20 protein-coding genes and 3 tRNA genes are annotated in these 17,060 nt (G+C 53.5%); 2 read left to right on the plus strand and 21 right to left on the minus strand.

Annotated features, from left to right (window positions below):
- The coding region (locus KO087_RS04505) for a transposase (RefSeq protein WP_215507030.1) at positions 1-227 on the plus strand (227 nt) is incomplete at its 5' end.
- 144 nt (positions 228-371) lie between these two features.
- Here the strand turns inward: KO087_RS04505 and KO087_RS04510 are convergent.
- From KO087_RS04510 to mscL, 4 genes are all read right to left on the minus strand, one after another.
- Positions 372-1,337, minus strand: coding sequence for a resuscitation-promoting factor (locus KO087_RS04510; protein ID WP_215508114.1), 966 nt, complete (start codon positions 1,335-1,337; stop codon positions 372-374).
- Positions 1,338-1,459: 122 nt separating this feature from the next.
- The gene (locus KO087_RS04515; protein WP_215508115.1) at positions 1,460-2,089 is read right to left on the minus strand and encodes an NUDIX hydrolase; all 630 of its coding nucleotides are present in this window, start codon (positions 2,087-2,089) and stop codon (positions 1,460-1,462) included.
- Positions 2,082-3,200 carry a patatin-like phospholipase family protein gene (locus KO087_RS04520; protein WP_215508116.1) on the minus strand — a complete coding sequence of 373 codons (1,119 nt, stop codon included), beginning with the start codon at positions 3,198-3,200 and terminating at the stop codon, positions 2,082-2,084. The genes KO087_RS04515 and KO087_RS04520 overlap by 8 nt, the downstream gene beginning before the upstream one ends.
- Positions 3,200-3,655 carry a large conductance mechanosensitive channel protein MscL gene (mscL, locus tag KO087_RS04525; protein WP_215508117.1) on the minus strand — a complete coding sequence of 152 codons (456 nt, stop codon included), beginning with the start codon at positions 3,653-3,655 and terminating at the stop codon, positions 3,200-3,202. The genes KO087_RS04520 and mscL overlap by 1 nt, the downstream gene beginning before the upstream one ends.
- Positions 3,656-3,713: 58 nt before the next feature.
- On the opposite strand from mscL, the gene KO087_RS04530 reads away from it, so the two are divergent.
- Positions 3,714-4,136 (plus strand): deoxycytidylate deaminase, encoded by a 423-nt coding sequence (locus tag KO087_RS04530; protein ID WP_215508118.1) that lies wholly within the window; start codon positions 3,714-3,716, stop codon positions 4,134-4,136.
- Here KO087_RS04530 and KO087_RS04535 read toward each other — a convergent pair.
- From KO087_RS04535 to KO087_RS04615, 17 genes are all read right to left on the minus strand, one after another.
- On the minus strand, positions 4,114-4,713 hold the full coding sequence (locus tag KO087_RS04535) for a ribonuclease H1 domain-containing protein (RefSeq protein WP_215508119.1): 600 nt from the start codon (positions 4,711-4,713) through the stop codon (positions 4,114-4,116). The two genes, KO087_RS04530 and KO087_RS04535, sit on opposite strands and share 23 nt — an antisense overlap.
- Complete coding sequence (gene larC / locus KO087_RS04540; protein ID WP_215508120.1) at positions 4,710-5,930, minus strand: nickel pincer cofactor biosynthesis protein LarC; 1,221 nt, start codon at positions 5,928-5,930, stop codon at positions 4,710-4,712. Before larC ends, KO087_RS04535 begins: the two co-directional genes overlap by 4 nt.
- On the minus strand, positions 5,930-6,733 hold the full coding sequence (gene larE, locus KO087_RS04545; RefSeq protein ID WP_215508121.1) for an ATP-dependent sacrificial sulfur transferase LarE: 804 nt from the start codon (positions 6,731-6,733) through the stop codon (positions 5,930-5,932). Before larE ends, larC begins: the two co-directional genes overlap by 1 nt.
- Before the next feature lie 48 nt (positions 6,734-6,781).
- Entirely contained in the window at positions 6,782-7,774 is a 993-nt protein-coding gene (gene pta, locus KO087_RS04550; RefSeq protein ID WP_215508122.1) for a phosphate acetyltransferase, read from the minus strand.
- Between the two features lie 162 nt (positions 7,775-7,936).
- Positions 7,937-8,013, minus strand: a tRNA-Pro gene (locus tag KO087_RS04555).
- A gap of 19 nt (positions 8,014-8,032) precedes the next feature.
- A tRNA-Pro gene (locus KO087_RS04560) sits at positions 8,033-8,109 on the minus strand.
- Positions 8,110-8,274: 165 nt separating this feature from the next.
- Positions 8,275-9,360 carry a glycerol dehydrogenase gene (locus tag KO087_RS04565; protein ID WP_215508123.1) on the minus strand — a complete coding sequence of 362 codons (1,086 nt, stop codon included), beginning with the start codon at positions 9,358-9,360 and terminating at the stop codon, positions 8,275-8,277.
- Positions 9,361-9,540: 180 nt separating this feature from the next.
- Positions 9,541-9,617, minus strand: a tRNA-Arg gene (locus tag KO087_RS04570).
- Positions 9,618-9,652: 35 nt separating this feature from the next.
- Positions 9,653-10,963 (minus strand): D-alanyl-D-alanine carboxypeptidase family protein, encoded by a 1,311-nt coding sequence (locus KO087_RS04575; protein WP_215508124.1) that lies wholly within the window; start codon positions 10,961-10,963, stop codon positions 9,653-9,655.
- Positions 10,960-12,084 carry a non-hydrolyzing UDP-N-acetylglucosamine 2-epimerase gene (gene wecB / locus KO087_RS04580; RefSeq protein ID WP_215508125.1) on the minus strand — a complete coding sequence of 375 codons (1,125 nt, stop codon included), beginning with the start codon at positions 12,082-12,084 and terminating at the stop codon, positions 10,960-10,962. Before wecB ends, KO087_RS04575 begins: the two co-directional genes overlap by 4 nt.
- Positions 12,081-13,115: an MraY family glycosyltransferase gene (locus KO087_RS04585; RefSeq protein WP_215508126.1), complete on the minus strand. Its 1,035-nt coding sequence runs from the start codon at positions 13,113-13,115 to the stop codon at positions 12,081-12,083. The genes wecB and KO087_RS04585 overlap by 4 nt, the downstream gene beginning before the upstream one ends.
- Positions 13,116-13,125: 10 nt before the next feature.
- On the minus strand, positions 13,126-13,755 hold the full coding sequence (upp, locus tag KO087_RS04590) for a uracil phosphoribosyltransferase (protein ID WP_215508127.1): 630 nt from the start codon (positions 13,753-13,755) through the stop codon (positions 13,126-13,128).
- The gene (rpiB, locus tag KO087_RS04595; protein ID WP_251374912.1) at positions 13,743-14,186 is read right to left on the minus strand and encodes a ribose 5-phosphate isomerase B; all 444 of its coding nucleotides are present in this window, start codon (positions 14,184-14,186) and stop codon (positions 13,743-13,745) included. Before rpiB ends, upp begins: the two co-directional genes overlap by 13 nt.
- On the minus strand, positions 14,183-14,611 hold the full coding sequence (locus KO087_RS04600) for an arsenate reductase/protein-tyrosine-phosphatase family protein (RefSeq protein WP_215508129.1): 429 nt from the start codon (positions 14,609-14,611) through the stop codon (positions 14,183-14,185). The genes rpiB and KO087_RS04600 overlap by 4 nt, the downstream gene beginning before the upstream one ends.
- Positions 14,608-15,657, minus strand: coding sequence for an L-threonylcarbamoyladenylate synthase (locus KO087_RS04605; protein WP_215508130.1), 1,050 nt, complete (start codon positions 15,655-15,657; stop codon positions 14,608-14,610). Before KO087_RS04605 ends, KO087_RS04600 begins: the two co-directional genes overlap by 4 nt.
- Before the next feature lie 43 nt (positions 15,658-15,700).
- Complete coding sequence (locus KO087_RS04610; RefSeq protein WP_215508131.1) at positions 15,701-16,390, minus strand: alpha/beta hydrolase family protein; 690 nt, start codon at positions 16,388-16,390, stop codon at positions 15,701-15,703.
- Position 16,391: 1 nt separating this feature from the next.
- A complete protein-coding gene (locus KO087_RS04615) occupies positions 16,392-17,048 on the minus strand; it encodes a uracil-DNA glycosylase (protein WP_215508132.1) in 657 nt (218 codons plus the stop codon).
- Positions 17,049-17,060: the final 12 nt, after the last annotated feature.

The following is a 17,060-nucleotide window of genomic DNA, read 5'->3' on the forward strand; positions in this document are numbered from 1 at the left end:
GGATGGAAGAGGCAAAGAAAAGCGGGCTAAAGGAGTGGCGCCACTGCTTACGTGCCTACAACAACTGGTTCGAGGAGATCACCAACAGCTTTGATTACCCGTGGAGTAACGGCTACGTGGAAGGAACACACAACAAGATCAAGACGGTGAAGCGCGTGGCCTTTGGAATGCGTAACTTTCATCATTTCCGCACGAAACTGCTTTTCGTTTGTTCAAAAGATAAGTGAGTGAGGGTGTGTAGGAAAACAAAAAGGAGCCTAGTTTTCACTAGACTCCCCAATGGTTGACATAGAACCTTTTTTATTCTCCCCACAAAAAAAGACGCCCTTAGGCGTCTTCTCTTTCTCTCATTCTCTTATTATCCCTTTTGCTCAGTCTTCCAATACATACACGGTGACATTGCGTCGACCGAAGTTGTAGGCTTCTCTTCGGCTGTTGTAAAACAGGTCGATGCGATTGCCTTTGATGGCACCGCCGGTGTCTTCCGCCACGGCGAAGCCGTAGGTGGGGAAGCCGTCGGCGCTTTCGATGTAGAGTTTGGTGCCGAGGGGGATCACGCGGGGATCCACGGCCACGGCGCCGACGCGGGCACGGGTGCCGGAGGCGGTCCATTTGCCGGCGCTGGGATCGTAGGCGGTGCCTTTCATAAGAATTTTCTTTTTGTATTTCTTACCGTGAATCATGTTTTCCACGGGCTTTGTGCCCACTTCGACGATTTCGTTTTTGCCTTCACGAATGACGCGGGAGGAAAGGACGAGGCGGGCGGTTTCTTCCTCGTTGACGGTGCTGATGCGCACCACTTCTTCCACTTTTCCGGCCTCGCCTTTTTGAATGACGCGCTCGGTCCCCGCATCGATTTGAGGATTTTCCCGGCGCTCTGTGGCGTAAGCCACGTCGCGCACAACTTTTTCCGTGCGTTCTTTGTAGCGATTGATCCGAAGGATTTCGCCTTCGTTAACGCTGCCTTTCATGGGCGGGGTCACCGTGTCTTTTTCGCCGAGCTTGATGTTCAGCTCTTTTAAGATGTCGGCCACTTTGTTCGACGTGGCGGAGCGGGTGTAGCTGTGTTTGCCATCTTTTACGGTAATGGTGTAGCCCGACTTAATGGTTAATTCCGCCTGCTCGCTCAGCGCTTCCGAGGCGCTTGGGAAGGGGACGGTGCCTTTTTCAAGCTGAATGTCTTTCTCCAGGAGAAACTCGCCGACGGTGGCGGCGTCGGTTTCGTAGCGCACGGGGGCAATGCCCGGTCGATTGAGGGTAACGGTTTTTGCCTCCGCCTGTGCGGGCAGAATGAGGCTCACGGCCAATGCCGAGAGTAGGACGGTCTTTTTTATCACGATGACAACTCCTTTGTCCGAATAGTCCGAAATTAGTTACAGTTTGTAACTTTCACAGGCTTTATTGTATCAATTGACACATCCTGTGGCAAGGAATCGCCGTCGATGTCATCTTTTTGTAATTATAGGAGAGTTTTTAACAGTTTCGCCACGCCGTACATAATTTTTGCCGTCATGCCCCACACGATTTGTTCTTTCTTTTCGGCACCTTTGTAGAAGAAGATGCGGTCGATGTAGTTGCTAAAGGGGGCCACGGTGGTGGTGGGGATAAGTTCGTAGGGAAAGCCATCGTCTTTGTCTTTTTTAAATTCGATGGGATGCACCTCGGGCTCCGTTTCCAGGAACAGGGACAGGGGCACAGTGAAGACGTAGGCCACTTCCGCCGGCTCGGGATCGATGGCGGCCACGTCCACGCCGTGGAGCATGCCGATAAAGCAGTGCACGACGATGCTCTGGCGGGTGACTAAATAGTCGCTTTCGCCCAGGATTTCCAAACATGCGGGATCGATTCGGAGTTCTTCCACGGTTTCGCGAAAGGCCGCTTCTTCCGGCGTTTCGCCATCTTCGATGCGGCCGCCGGGAAGGGAGACTTCGCCGGTGTGGCGCTTCAGGCGGGCGGATCGCTTTTCAAAGAGCACGTGAAGGGCGCCGTCGATTTCGATCAAGGTGCACATGACGGCGTAGCGATGAACGAGCTCCAAGGGCTCGGGGCGATGGTTTTCTAAAAGGCGGGTGATTTTTTCTTTATTCAATGGCCAACCTCTTTCCGCAAAATAGTAAATAGAGCACGCGATCCAGGGTGGTGGTGACCCGGGGATGGACGTGGTTTTTTTCGTCTAATGCATTTAAAAAGCCATCCACGGTGTAAAAGGGATCTTTCGGCAGATGAAGCAAGCTGCCTCTCGCTTCCATGAGGCCGATAAACAGGGCTTTGTAGCTGTAGTCTTCGGGCAGATCCAGGGCCGAGGCCAGGGTGGGCCACAGATTTTCCACAATGCCCCGCTCGCCGCTTCCCTTGGCTTCCGCCAGGTAGCGAAAGTCTTCCGTGCGGGCGAAGAAGAGTTCGCTTAGTCGGCGGAAGGCTTCTTTTTCGGAGATGGGGTAGAAGGTGTAATCCAGGCCGTCGTAGCCCATAAGGATGCGCCGACCGTGGCGGTAGCCCTGCTGCATGCGGTAAGGCGCGAGATCGGCATCGAAGTGCATGGTGTCGGCGACGGGGCGGGCAGGCCCTAAGACAACGGCATCCTCGGGAAGGTGCTCCCCTTCTTTCGGCGGATTGGTCCTAAGGATGACGGGCTCGAGGCCTTTTTCCGAGACCATCTTATAGGGCAGATTGTCTCCCACGCCGCCGTCTACATAAAGTTTGCCGTCGATTCTAACGGGCGGAAAGACGGGGTAGGCGCAGCTGGCCAAAATGTATTGATGGAGTTTGCCCTTGGGAATGTCGTCAAGGTAAAGGTATTTCGTCTTTCCCTCGCTTAGGCTGTAGACCACGAGGCCGTAGTCTATTTCAGAGGCGCGAATTTTTTCTTCGTCGATGTGGCGGTGAATCAATTCTTTCAAGGGCGCCATGTCCATGTTCAGGGCGGCTCGGGCGGTTTTGGCCATGCGAACAATGTCCGGCGTCTTTTTCACTTCGTCCAAGGAAAGCATAAGCTCTCTGCTTCCGTCGAATGAAAATTTTTGCCAAATGTCCGCCAAAACATCGGTGTTTCCCTGAACAATAAAAGCGCCCGTTAAGGCGCCCATGGACGTGCCTACGACGAGGCGAATGTCCGGATGTGTTTCTTGAAGGGCGCGGTAGAGGCCCAATTGGTAGCTGCCTTTGGCGCCACCGCCCTCGAGGACCAAGCCTTTAGCCATTATTGATCCTCCAAAACAGCGGTGCAGTGGGGGCAGCGGGTGGCTTCGATGTGCACGGCTTCCTTGCAGTAGGGGCAGATTTTGGTGGTGGCCACTTCCTCTTCTGTGTGGATAAAGCGGGCTTTCATCTTGCCGATTTGTTTAATCACCATAAAGATCACGAAGGCGATGATTAAAAAGTCGATGATATTTTGCAGGAAGTCCCCATAGGCCAAAATGGGCGCGCCGCTTTCCGCCGCTTCCACGGGATTGGCGTAGGTCTTTCCGTCCAATGCCACGTAGAGTTTCGTGAGATCCACGCCGCCGATTAAGAGCCCGATTAAAGGCATAAGCATGTCGTTGACTAAGGATGTGACAATTTTTCCGAAGGCGCCGCCGACGATAACCCCGACGGCCATATCCATGACATTGCCTCTGGCAATAAAGTCTTTAAATTCATTTAATGTCTGTTTCATAATGACTCCTTTCGCCTCTCTCCTCTCTCGTGCTATACTAAATGGAAGGAGGTTTGCTGTGAGAAAATCTTGGGACACCTATTTTATGCAAATCACGGAAATCGTGGCCAGTCGCTCCACTTGCGACCGCGCTTTTGTGGGCTGCGTCCTGGTCAATAAAGACCACCGCATCGTCTCCACAGGCTATAACGGCTCTGTGGCAGGCAATCCCCATTGCGACGACGTGGGTCACACCATGCGTGACGGCCACTGCATCGCCACCATTCACGCGGAAATGAACGCGCTCTTGTACTGTGCCAAGGAGGGCATCCCCACCAAGGACACTATTTGTTATGTTACCCATTTCCCCTGCTTAAACTGCACAAAAGCACTAATCCAGGCGGGGATTCGGGAAGTGGTCTACAAAAACGCCTATCGGGTGGACGATTACGCCGTCAGTCTATTCGAAAAGAATCATATTACCCTTCGTCAGTTGCCCTAAAGGTCGCTTCCTTCGCCAAGGTATCGGCCCGCTCGTTGCCCTCCACGCCGGTGTGGGCTTCGATTTTCACGAAGGTAACGGCCAGGCGATCTTTTACGGAATCATAGAATGCTTTGTATTCTATGGTTCCTTTTTTATTGCATTGCCATTCGCCCTTGGCCCAATGTTCGATGCCGGCGTAGTCGTAGCAAAGCTTCATGGTGGAAAAGCCCAGGGCAAGGGCTTTTTTCATGGCCACGGTGGCGCCTAAAATTTCTCCCGCCACATTGCGCATGGCGGCTTCATCGCCTGTAAAGCGGCAGCTGTCTTCCCAACTGCCGCCTTCCCAAGCCATGGACACGCCGTAGCTGTAGGATCTGTCTTCGTGGCGATAGCTTCCATCCACATAGGCCACCGCGTCGTAGGCGGCATCGTCTTTTTCTTCCGCCACATCCCCCATGTATGCCAGGGCTTCTTCTTCTGTCTTGAAGGATTTGTACATGGCCCCTTTAAAACCATGGACCTGGGCCTTGCAGCTGTCCCAGTTGCGGTAGATTCCCGGCACTTTCCCCGTCTTCACGGCGTAATACTTTTTCATAAGCTCAGCTCCCATGCCCGGCGCACGGCTTCCACGGTGGTGTCGTGTTTCATGGCCAGGGCCTTCAGATCGTCGTATTCCGGAGAGATCTTTTCCACGTCTTTATAACGGGCCGTTTTCGTCCCCACAGGGCCGAGGACGGTCATGGTTTCTTTCGACCCTCGGGGCAACTCGATTTTTTCTAAGGGAATCTTTTTAACGCCCAAGGTGGTGGTGTGGGTAAAGAGCGCATCCAGCACCTTGCCTTCGCAGGCGGCGTCGGTGAGCACGTCCAGGCGATAGCCCGGGCGATTTTTCTTCATAAATATGGGCGTAAAGCTCACATCCCGCGCCCCGGCATCGAAGAGGCGCTCCATGCAAAAGCCCATGGCCTCGCCGGTCATGTCGTCTAAATTGCAGCTGTAGAAAATCGGCGCACGGGCTTCTTCTGTCTCGATGAAAAAGAGGCGGAGCACATTGGCCACGTCGTGATCCCTTGTGCCGGCGCCGTAAGCCACTTTCAAAACGCGCCCCTCGGGCCGAGGGCGGTAGGCGGCGCGAATGCCCTTTAAAATGGCGGCGCCTGTGGGGGTGGTGAGCTCTTCTTCCACGGCCTCGCCGCCTAAGGGCACATCCAGGGTGGATAAAATATGGGCCGTGGCCGGAGCGGGCACCGGGTAGGTGCCGTGGGCACAGGTCACCATGCCGCCGCCGGTGTTGATTTTGCCCACGTAAACGGCTTCCACGTCGCTTAAAATGGTGTAGTAGGCCGCGCCTAACACGTCGACCACGGCATCCAATTCGCCGACTTCGTGGAAATGCACTTCGTAAAGATCTTTGCCGTGAACGGCGGCTTCCGCTTTCGCCAGGGGCAAGTAAATGGCCTTGGCCAGCTCCTTCACCGCCTCATCGAAGCCGCTTTGGTCGATAAGGGCCAGCATGTGGTTGAGGCCGCGGTGATGATGATGGCTATGGTCATGGTCATGCTCGTGCTCGTGATGGTGATCGTGATGGTCGTGCTCGTGCTCCCAATGGCGGCTTTCTTCGCTTTTTAAATTAAAATAAGTGGCGAGGATCCCCGTCTTCTCCCGCTTTTCGAAAATCACATCCTCGGCGGCGATGCCCAGAGGCATGAGGCCCTCGATGAAGCCCTCAGGCGACAGGCCTCCGTCCACCATGGCGCCGATAAACATATTGCCGCTGATGCCGCTGAAGGGATCGATGTAAAGCACCCGCATTAGTCTTTCAACCCTTCGTTGCCGGAGCCGGAGCGGAAGCCCAACACGTCCAGTGCCGTGTAGGTCATGCCCAGCTCCTTGAAATAGGCCGCCACATCTTTCCGGTGATTAATGAGAAACTTTTGAAAATCCGCCACAGGAATTTCCACCCGCGCCACGCTTCCGTGAAGGCGCATGCGGCAGGTCATGTAGCCCAACTCGTGAAGATAAGCTTCCCCTTTTTCCGCTACGGCCAATGCCTCGATGGTAAGCGGCGTGCCGTAGGGAATCCGTGTGGCCAAACAGGAATCCGAGGGCTTGTTCCACGTGGGCAGGTCGTAGTATTTTTTCGAAAGAGACCGCACCAATTCCTTGGTAAGGCCCGCTTCCCGCAAGGGGCTCTTGACCCCTAATTCCTCAAGGGCCCGAAAGCCCGGCCGATGATCGGAAAGATCATCCAGATTTGTGCCGTCTAAAAGCACATGAAAGCCACGTTCCGCGGCGTATGCCTTCACCGCGAGAAAAGCCGATCGCTTGCAATAATAGCAGCGATTTACCCCATTGGCCATGACATCTTCGTCTTCTAAAATACTGGCGTTGATTACATCAATGTCCCAGCCCATCATCTCCGCCAAGACATGGGCGTCGAAGCGCTCGCGTCGGGGGTGGAGTTCGTTGACCACGTAAATCCCAATAACATTTTCGCGCCCCAATACTTCCGCGGCTACGGCCATTAAAAAGGACGAATCCACGCCGCCGGAATAGGCTACCGCCACCTTGTCGTAGGCGGCGAGATTTTCTTTCAATCGATTGAAGGCATCCATTTCCTCACCTTTTCATCATAGAAAAAAAGGCCCTTGCGGGCCGATTTTTTATTTTTCTTGTTCATCTCTCGCGATGCACGCTTGTACGGCTGTGATCAAAGACAATTGATAGGTTTCTTCTTTAGTACAACCACGACTCAGGTCGTTGACCGGCATATTCAAGCCTTGAAGAATCGGACCGATGGCGGTAAATCCACCGAGACGTTGAGCGATCTTGTAGCCGATGTTTCCGCATTCCAAGTTCGGGAAGATGAAGACATTGGCATTGCCGGCTACCTCGGAACCCGGTGCCTTTTTCTTGGCAACTTCAGGATCGATGGCGGCGTCGAATTGAAGTTCGCCGTCGACCTTAATTTCCGGATGGGATTCCTTTACCAAATAGGTAGCCACTTCCACCTTCTTAACCGAGTCGCTCTTTGCGGAGCCCTTGGTGGAGAAGGAAAGCATGGCGATTCTGGGATCGAAACCGAATTGTTTTGCGGCTTCGTCGGTGGTGACAGCCACTTCCGCCAAAGTCGGTGCGTCCATTTCCGTGTTAATGGCACAGTCGGCCATGAGGTAGCATTCTTTGCCTCTGAAGAGAATGAACACACCGGATACGCGGCTGACGCCTTTTTTCGTCTTGATAATTTGCAGGGCGGGAAGAATAGTTTGGCCCGTAGTGTGAACGGCACCGGAAACCATGCCGTCGGCATAGCCCGCATATACCATCATGGTACCCAGGTAGTTCGGGTCGTGAAGCTGTGCGCGGGCACGGGTTTCGTCGATTTTCCCTTTGCGGCGTTCGACGAACTTTTCAACCAATTCATCGATGTGTTCGAATTGGCCCACTTCCACGATTTCCAAACCGGAAATGTCGATGTTTTCTCTCTTGGCCGTGGCTTCAATTTCGTTTCTGAAACCGATGACGATGGGGTGGACTAAGCCTTCTTTTTGGTGCTCAACCGCTGCCCAAAGAACTCTGGGATCTTCACCTTCGGGGAAGACGATGCGAATCCCTTTATGGGTGACTCGAGTGTGTAAATATTGAATGAAAGCCATGTTATTCCTGTTCCTTTCTTTTCAATTAGAAAATCATTCTGTACATTGCCTTGGCCACAGAGGGCCACAGTCATAATAAATATACCACATAACCGGCCTGTGACAAAGCATTATTCGCGACAAAAACCTAAAAAAAGAGACTCGCCGAAGCGAATCTCGATCTGGTCGGAGTGAAAGGATTTGAACCTTCGACCTCATGCTCCCGAAGCATGCGCGCTACCAAACTGCGCTACACCCCGCTGTAAAGTAAGTAATTAGTGGTCGGGGTGAAAGGATTTGAACCTTCGACCCCATGGTCCCAAACCATGTGCGCTACCAAACTGCGCCACACCCCGCTGCAACTTACTTACCTATTATACAGGGATTGTCATTTTTTTACAAGCCCTTTTCTTCCGCGCCCTCTCTCGACGGTCCGTGCCATTAAAAAAAACAGCCATTGAGGACACACGCCCCAATGACTGTTTCAAATTCATTTTTACCAAAACTATGGTGATGCTCTTTTATAAATCTTGGCCCAGCTTGTCCGCCGTTTTCATGGCAGCGACCACATCGCCCGGAGTCACTTCAAAGGGCATATTCACCATGGTGTCGCCTTCTGCGCACGCCAGTTCGGCTGCTTCCAGAAGTTTTTCGTCGCTTACATTGTCCATGCCCATGTCTTTGAATGTCGTCGGCAGACCCAAGTCCCTGCAGAATTCCATGATCTCATAAATATCTTCAAGGTCGTCATTTTCAAGTACCATTTGGCAGATGGTGCCGAATGCTACTTTTTCACCGTGCAGCAAATCGTGGGTTTCTTCGATAACCGTGAGCCCGTTATGAATGGCATGGGCTGCCGCCAAACCGCTGGATTCAAAGCCTACACCGGATAAATAGGTGTTCGCTTCAATAATGTTTTCAAGTGCTTTGGTTACAACCTTGTTTTCAACTGCCGCCTTTGCCTTCAAGCCGTCTTCTAAAAGCGTATCCAAGCACAGGGTGGCAAGGGCAATGGAGGCCTTTGTGGAATGGCCGCCTGCCATGGTGACGGCATTGGATTTTTCACAAGCCATGGCTTCATAATAGGTGGCCAGGGCATCGCCGATACCGGCGACGAGAAGCTTCACCGGTGCATTGGCTATAACATCCGTATCCATGATGACCATGTCCGGATTTTTGTTAAGGGGCAGGTAATAATCGAATTCGTGATCTTCCGTGTAAACCACCGATAATCTTGAGCAAGGTGCGTCGGACGATGCCGCCGTGGGCACGATGACCATGGGAATCTTGCTGTAAAAAGCAATGGCCTTGGTCGTATCCAACGTCTTGCCGCCGCCGATGCCGAAAATGACATCCGCATCGCCTAATTGGTCTTGGTGCTTTTTAATTTCAACATCGGAACATTCTCCGCCGAAAAGAACGACGGTGCAAGTCATGCCATTGTCCTTAAAGGACTTTTCGATGTCCGCTTTATATTTACGGTTCGCAGAATTGCCTGTGATGATGTAGGCATTTTTTGCTCCGATTCCCTTGCAGTAGTCTGCCAACTTTTTAATGGCGCCCTTTTCTTGAATATAAGAACCCGGCGAACAGATTACTTTGCTCATTGAAATTCCTCTTTTCTATATTCTTTTGCAAGAAACTTTGACTGATTTCAAAGGTTCCTCCCCGTGATAACATCGGCGTGCCGCTTTTTCAATTGACATCCGTCGCCCAATCGGATGCCTCCTTCCCAATAAAAAAAGACAGCCAAATTGCCATTTAGCAACTTCGCTGCCTTTTTCCTATGGCGGACCCGATTGGATTCGAACCAACGATCTTTGCCTTCGGAGGGCAACATTCTATCCAGCTGAACTACGGGTCCATACCCGCCTATTGTATCAAGGGGGTATTTTTCTGTCAAGCGGCCTTCTCCATGGCGCGGAACACGTCGGCCATAAGGTCTCTGTAGGAGAGAACGGGATTGGGCTTTTTAATGTCTTCTTTGACATAGACCTTCGCCCGAGCGATTTCTTCGCCGTTACAGATGAAGCGCGCCTCGCCTACAGGTTCTTTTTTGGAGTAGGGCGCGACGATGGTTTTGTAGTCGATTTCCGTGCTTACCTCGGCGCCTTCTTTGACGCAGCGAACGACATTTTTATCCACAAAGACCGGGCTTGTTCTCGGGCTCACCGATTTCAGTGTCAGATAATCCAGCTCTTTGGATTTGTCGGCGAGGATTGTGTTTCGCCACGTCATGGCTTCTTTCGACAGGCGCAAGGAGGCGGCGTAGCGATCCATGTCGTTTTCCGCGCCCATGTAGACGCCGATGAAGCGGGTGTTCAGATAGGGCCCTTCCGCCGGTCGGGCACCGGTGGCGATGAGGCATCTGCCGGCGGCGCCGGTGTAGCCTGTCTTCAATCCGTCGATTCCGGGGAGAATCCCGAGAAGGGGATTGGTGGCGTAGCTAACGTAGGCTCTCTCCGGTTCGTCGATTTTCGCCCGGCGGGCGGCATCGAGGATCATGGGGTAGCGGGCCAAAAGGCTTCTGGAAAGCTGAAACATTTCCCGTGCCGTGGCTTTGTTGTAGTCGTTGGCGACATAATCGGTCAGGCCGTGAACATTGATAAAATGCATGTGGGTAAAGCCCATTTCCTTCGCCTTGGCGTTCATGCGGGCCACAAAGGCGGTCTCGCTTCCGGCGATGCGATCGGCCAGGGCGAGCATGGCGTCGTTTCCCGAGACGATCATGCCGGCATGAATGAGCTCTTCGACGGTGTAGACTTCCCCTTCTTTTGTCTTGTAGACGCTTCCGTGCATGGCTGCCGCCGCGTGGTCGATGGTCACCGGATCTTTCATGGCGATTTCGCCCTTGTCCACGGCGTCCATGACGCAGTAGATGGTCATGAGCTTCGTGGTGGAGGCGAGGCCCACCGGGGTGTCGGCGTTAAATTCTTTGTAGATGGTGCCTGTTTCGTAGTCGCCGATGATGTAGCTTTTTAAAAGGACGTTGTCGGGCTTGGCCATGGCGGCGTCGAATTCTTTTTTCTCCGTGGCGGTCATAGGCTGCACCCCTTGGCCCGTGCGGATTTTTTCTTTTTGATCCCGCGGCTCCGCCACTTTTTCCCCGGGCTTTTGCGGCGCGTTTTCCGCAGGCGCAGGGGCCGGTGCCGCACCTAAAAGCAGACACATTGCCAAAAGGGCGGGGAGGATGGGCTTCAATGCTTTCACCGACTGCACCCCGCTTTTTCGTTGTTCAGAATAATATCCACGATGCGCTCCGCCGCCTTGCCGTCGCCGTAGGGATTCAGCGCCTTGGCCATGGCGTCGTAGGCTTTTTTATCTTCGAGGAGCAGGCGGATGTTGTCGTACACCGCCGCTTCTTCCGTGCCCACTAATTTCGCCGTGCCGGCGATAATGCCTTCTTCCCGCTCCGTCTCTTCCCGCACCACGAGGACGGGGATGCCGAAGTGGGGCGCCTCTTCCTGAATGCCGCCGCTGTCGGTAACCACCAGGTAGCTTCTCGCCATAATGTTTGAGAAGGGCAGGTAGTCCATGGGCTCGATGCGGTGAATGTTTTTCGCACCGCCCAGTTCCGCTTCGGCGATTTCCCGCACTTTGGGATTTAAGTGGACGGGGAAGATCACTTCCACCTCGTCGTATTCGTCGGCGATGCGGCGAATGGCGGAGAAGATCCGCTTCATGGGTGCGCCCAAGTTTTCCCGGCGGTGGCAGGTCAGGAGAATGGTCTTTTTCTTTTTAAAGTCGATGGCATTTAAGGCCGCCTCGTCGAAGACGAAATCCTCACGCTCCGTGTAGGCCAAGGCGTCGATGACGGTGTTGCCTGTAATGTAAATGGTCTTGTCGTCGTAGCCTTCTCTTAAAAGGTTTTGGCGATTGGACTCCGTGGGGGCGAAGTGGTAATTGGCCAAGACCCCGGTAAGTTTGCGATTGGCTTCTTCCGGGAAGGGGGAATAGAGGTTGTGGCTTCTGAGCCCCGCTTCCACGTGGCCGATTTTTACGCCGTGGTAGAAGGCGGATAGGGCTGCGGCAAAGACGGTAGACGTATCGCCTTGCACGAGAAGGAGATCAGGCTTGGTGGTTTTAAATATGTCTTCCAATCCCCTTAAGGAGCGCACGGCGATGTCTGTTAAGCTTTGACCGGGGGTGAAGATATCTAAATCGTAGTCCGGGACGATGCCGAAGATGTCCAGCACCTGATCCAGCATTTCCCTATGTTGGCCGGTGACGGCGACCAAGCTTTCGACATCTTCTCGCTCTTGAAGGGCCAGAACGATGGGCGCCATTTTAATGGCTTCGGGCCGCGTGCCGAAGACGGACAGTACTTTCAATTCTCTTCCTCTCTTTCATTTAACAGACCCAAGAACAGGGCCATGATCCCTACCACGGCAATGATGAGAATTGACGTGATCAGGCCGTTTTTTTCGTGCATGGTGCTTACGATGTTTCCGATGATGCCGAAGATGATGCTCACGCCGTAAAGAGCGAAGACGGTCTGCTTTTGATTAAAGCCGTGGCGCAGGAGGCGGTGATGCAAATGGCCCTTGTCCGCCTCGGAAATGCTTTTTCCCGAAAGCTTTCTTCGAATCATGGCGAAGGTGGTGTCGAAGACCGGCACACCGAGTATTAAGACGGGAATTAAAATCGTAATCATGGCCACAGATTTCATAACCCCTTCGATGGCCAAATAACTCAGCGTAAAGCCCAAAAACAAGGCGCCGGTATCTCCCATAAAAATCTTCGCCGGATTAAAGTTGTAGGGCAAAAAGCCCAGGCAGCTTCCTGCCAAAATGGCGGCCAAAGCGGCCATTTCGTCGTGATGGAGCCGGTGGGCCACAAACATGAGGCTAATGGATGCGATGGCGCTAATGCCCCCGGCCAACCCGTCGAGGCCGTCGATTAAGTTAATGGTGTTGGTAATGCCCACGACCCAAAAGACGGTAATGGGTATGGCGAGCCAATCTAAATTGATGAGGAGATTGGTGCCGTAAAAGGGGTTTGTAAAGAAAGTGATCTTTACGCCGCCGAAGATTAAGATAATCGCCGCCAAAATTTCCATGGCAAACTTGGCCTTGGCGCTCATGGCGAATTTGTCGTCGTAAAGGCCCGTGGCCACGATAAGGGTAGCCCCTGCGAGAAAGGCCGCTTTTTCTCCGTTTACGGGCAGAAAGATCAACACGCTCACGAGGACGGCGAGGAAAATGGCCAGGCCCCCGCTTAAGGGAATGGCTTTTTTATGGACCCTGCGCTCGTCTTTCGGGATGTCCATTAAGCCGTAGCGAATGGCGCCTTTTCGAACGACGGGCGTGGCGATTAAGCTAATAAGGGCCGCGACGAGAAAGGGCCATAACAATGTCTTCATGCTTCACCTACTACTTCGTTCCGAAAATTCGATCTCCCGCATCGCCGAGGCCCGGCACAATATAGGCGTGCTCGTCTAGTTTTTCGTCGATGCACGAGACGTACAGATCCACGTCGGGATGGGCCTTTTGAAAAGCTTCCAGGCCTTCCGGTGCCGCTAAGAGGCACAGGGCGCGTACGGATGTGGCCCCCCGTTGTTTGACGAAATTTACCGCGGCGACCAAGGACCCGCCGGTGGCGAGCATGGGATCCACGACGATGACTTCCCGATCCGCAATTTCCTTGGGCAGCTTGCAGTAATATTCCACAGGCTCCAGGGTCTCAGGATCCCGGTAGAGGCCGATGTGGCCGACGCGGGCGCCAGGGATTAAGTTCAACAGGCCGTCGACCATGCCGAGGCCCGCCCGCAGGACGGGGACGATGACGGGCTTTTTGCCTGCCATTTCTTTGCCCACGGTACGACCCATAGGCGTTTCGATGAGCTTGTCTTGAATGGGAAGGTTGCGCGTCAGCTCATAGCCCATAAGCATGGTGATTTCTGTCAAAAGTTGTCTGAAGTCTTTACTTGATGTAGAGGCTTCTCTTAAAAGAGTGAGTTTATGTTGAATTAAAGGGTGTTCGGTTACCGTTACTTTTCCCATGTTTCCTCCTCGATCATGGCTACACGGCGGGCATGGCGTCCGCCTTCGAAAGCTGTTTCTAAAAATGCGTCGGCGATTTCTTTCATCATGTCGCCGCCGATGGTTCTCGCCCCCATGGAAATCATGTTGGCGTCGTTGTGGCGTCTGGAAAGCTCGGCCGAGTAGGGCTCGGACACCATGGCGCAGCGAATGCCCTTCACTTTATTGGCGGCCATGCCGATGCCGAGGCCGGAGCCGCAAATTAAAATGCCCCGCTCGCAACTGCCGTCAGCCACTTTTTTCGCCGCGGCTTTTCCGTAAATGGGGTAGTCCACGGAATCGGTGGAATCCGTGCCCACATCCACAATGGTGTGGCCCTTTTCTTCCAAATAGGCTTTCAGCATTTCTTTTCGTCTGTATCCGCCGTGATCGGCGCCCATGGCTATTTTCACGCCCATTCCCCCTCACATTTGTTTTTTATTTCTTCCAGTAAGCGGTCTTTGCTCAGCCGATAAATTTCCAAGGATCCGCCGAAGGGATCGATGATGTCTTTTTCGGCAAAGGGTTGAATTTTTTCCTTAAAGGCCGGGTAGCCCCGCTTTAAATTGGCGGTCATGGTGTGGGTCATGCCGTAGACTTTATCCGCCCACATAAGATCGTCTTCTGTCACGGTCTTCGCCTTGTGGAAGGTGGCGTTAATGCCTTCTTCCGCCATAACCTTCAGGGCGCCTACGCTCATGGCTTCGCCCTCGTGGGCGGCCATGCCCCGGGAGCGCACGGTCATATTCAGCCCCCGCTTGTCCGCTTCAAGCTCCGTCAAGAGCTTGGCCATAGGGCTTCTGCAGGTGTTTCCCGTGCAAATGTAAAGTATGTTCATAGTCCCAATACCACCTTTCCGCCACAGGCCTTTAAGAGCCGGTTCATAATGCCGGCGCCGATGCCGATAAAATCGAAGCCTTCGACAAACAGGATGTCGACGGCTTCTTCGTCGCAACGCCTCAAGCTGTCGAAGAGATTGTGGGCCACATCTTCCAAATGGTCGCGACTGCCCATGTCCACCAAAAGATCCATGCCTTCGTAGAGGTCTTTGGTTTCCGTCGTGCAGAGCACCGCCGTCTTCTTGCCGGGCGCCACGTCGGCGAGGCGCCGATTGATTTCTTTGGCGATGTTTTTTAAATCCCCGGCAAACAAGGTGCCGTCGCCTTTCGGCGCGTAGTGGCGATACTTTTGCCCCGGGCTCTTCGGCACGGCGTCGTTGTCCGCGTCGATGGTGGTTTCGTCAATGGCCACCTCGCCGATAATGGCTTCCAGATCTTCTTTCGTGATGCCGCCGGGGCGATAGATCATGGGGGGATCCACGGTCACGTCCAAGACCGTGGACTCGATGCCCACATTGGTGTCCCCGGAATCCACGATCATGGGCACCTTGCCCTCCATGTCTTCCAATACATGGGAAAGGCGAGTAGGCGACGGGCGACCCGAGGTGTTGGCGCTTGGCGCCGCCACGGGAATGGCCGCCGCCTTTAAAAGGGCGTGGGCAATGGGGTGCGAGGGCATGCGAATGGCCACCGTGTCCGCTCCGGCGGTGACGCTGTCGGAGACTTTTTCCGATCGCTCAAAGATCAATGTCAAAGGTCCGGGCCAGAAAACGTCCATGCAATCCTTGCCTTTCGGCGGAATCACCTTGACCAGATCCAATACCTGTTCCGGATCGGCGACGTGTAGGATCAGGGGATTATCTTTCGGGCGCCCTTTGGCCTGAAAAATTTTATCCACGGCCGATTCGTTTAAGCCGTCGGCCCCTAAGCCGTAGACAGTCTCCGTGGGAAAGATCACCAGCTCCCCTTCTCGCAAGAGGCGCGCGGCTTCTTCGATTTGCTCCCTATCCTTTTCATCCGTTATGTGTAAGACTTTCGTTTCCATGGCTTCCTCCTCAACAGATCATTATATCATAGAGGGATTCTCCTTACATTTGCTCTAAAAAATCCAAGGTCATGGCCATCATATTGGTGGTCACCACATGGGAGGTTCCTTCAATGATTTCAAAGACCAGGGGTGCGTCGCCCCGGTGTTGTTTTTTTATTTTTTCGTAGTAATTTTTTTGATAGGCGGGGTTTACCACATCGTCCAACTCGCCGTTTAACATGCAAATGCCTTTGTCTTCGTGCTTTTCGATGTGATTCATGGGATCGTAGGCCTGTGCCCCTTCTTTGTAAGGGCCGATGGCCAAAGGTGCCCAGTCGCCTAAGCCGTTTAAGGCGATGCCCCCTGCCACTTCATCGCGGGCCAAGAGCCCCATGGCGGTCATGCCGCCCATGGAGTGGCCCGCCACCACGATTTTTTTCTCCGGGAAGCGGCCGCGAACGCAGGCGAGGATGGCGTCGAATTCCTTCATGTTTTCGATAACCACTTCCGGAAGCTTTTGAATGTCTTCGTAATCCCAGCTGCCCCGCGCCCCGTGAAGAGCCTCTTCCACGACGAGGACGGGATAATCCGCCGCCGCCCAAATGCTCGCGCGGAAGCGGGAGCTTTCGATGTCGGAGCCCCAGCCGTGGTAGTAGATGATGACTTTATCTTTCGCTTCGGCCTCCGGCAAAACCCAGAGGACGGGAATGGCGCCTGCAAAGGACGCTTCTTCTTTTACGTGTAAGTACATATTACCTCCAGTCCACAGGCGCCTCGCCCATGGCGATTAAATACTCATTGGTTCTTGAAAAACATTTGGAACCGAAAAAGCCCCGGTAGGCGGATAGGGGCGAGGGATGGGGCGATTCGATGATGGCGTGGGCGGAATTTTTTATGAGCCGCTTTTTGCTCCTGGCGTGGGCGCCCCACAAGATAAACACCATGGGCTTTTCCCTCGCGCCTAAAAGCTCCACGATTTTGTCCGTAAAGATTTCCCAACCGATTTTTCCGTGGCTCATGGGCTGGGATTTTCTGACGGTGAGGGTGGTGTTTAAAAGAAGCACCCCTTCTTTCGCCCAGGAAGTTAAATCGCCGCTTTCTCGTGTAATGCCCAGGTCGTCTTTTAATTCTTTGTAAATATTCACCAAGGACGGCGGCAGGGGAAAGTCCGCCGGCACGGAAAAGCTCATGCCCTGGGCCTGTCCCGGCCCATGGTAGGGATCCTGGCCCAAGAGAAGCACCTTCGTGTCCTCGAAGGAAGTGAGGCGCATGGCGCGGAAAATCGCCTCGGCCTCGGGATATATGGTTTGCGTCTTGTATTCTTCGATTAAGAGGCGGCGCAAGTCCTTGTAATAGGGCTTTTGCATTTCCTCTTTCAATAAATCGTCCCAGTCGTTTGAAAAGGTCACTCTATCCTCTTT

It is taken from the genome of Peptoniphilus rachelemmaiella (assembly GCF_943169845.1).
GTDB lineage: Bacteria > Bacillota > Clostridia > Tissierellales > Peptoniphilaceae > Aedoeadaptatus > Aedoeadaptatus rachelemmaiella.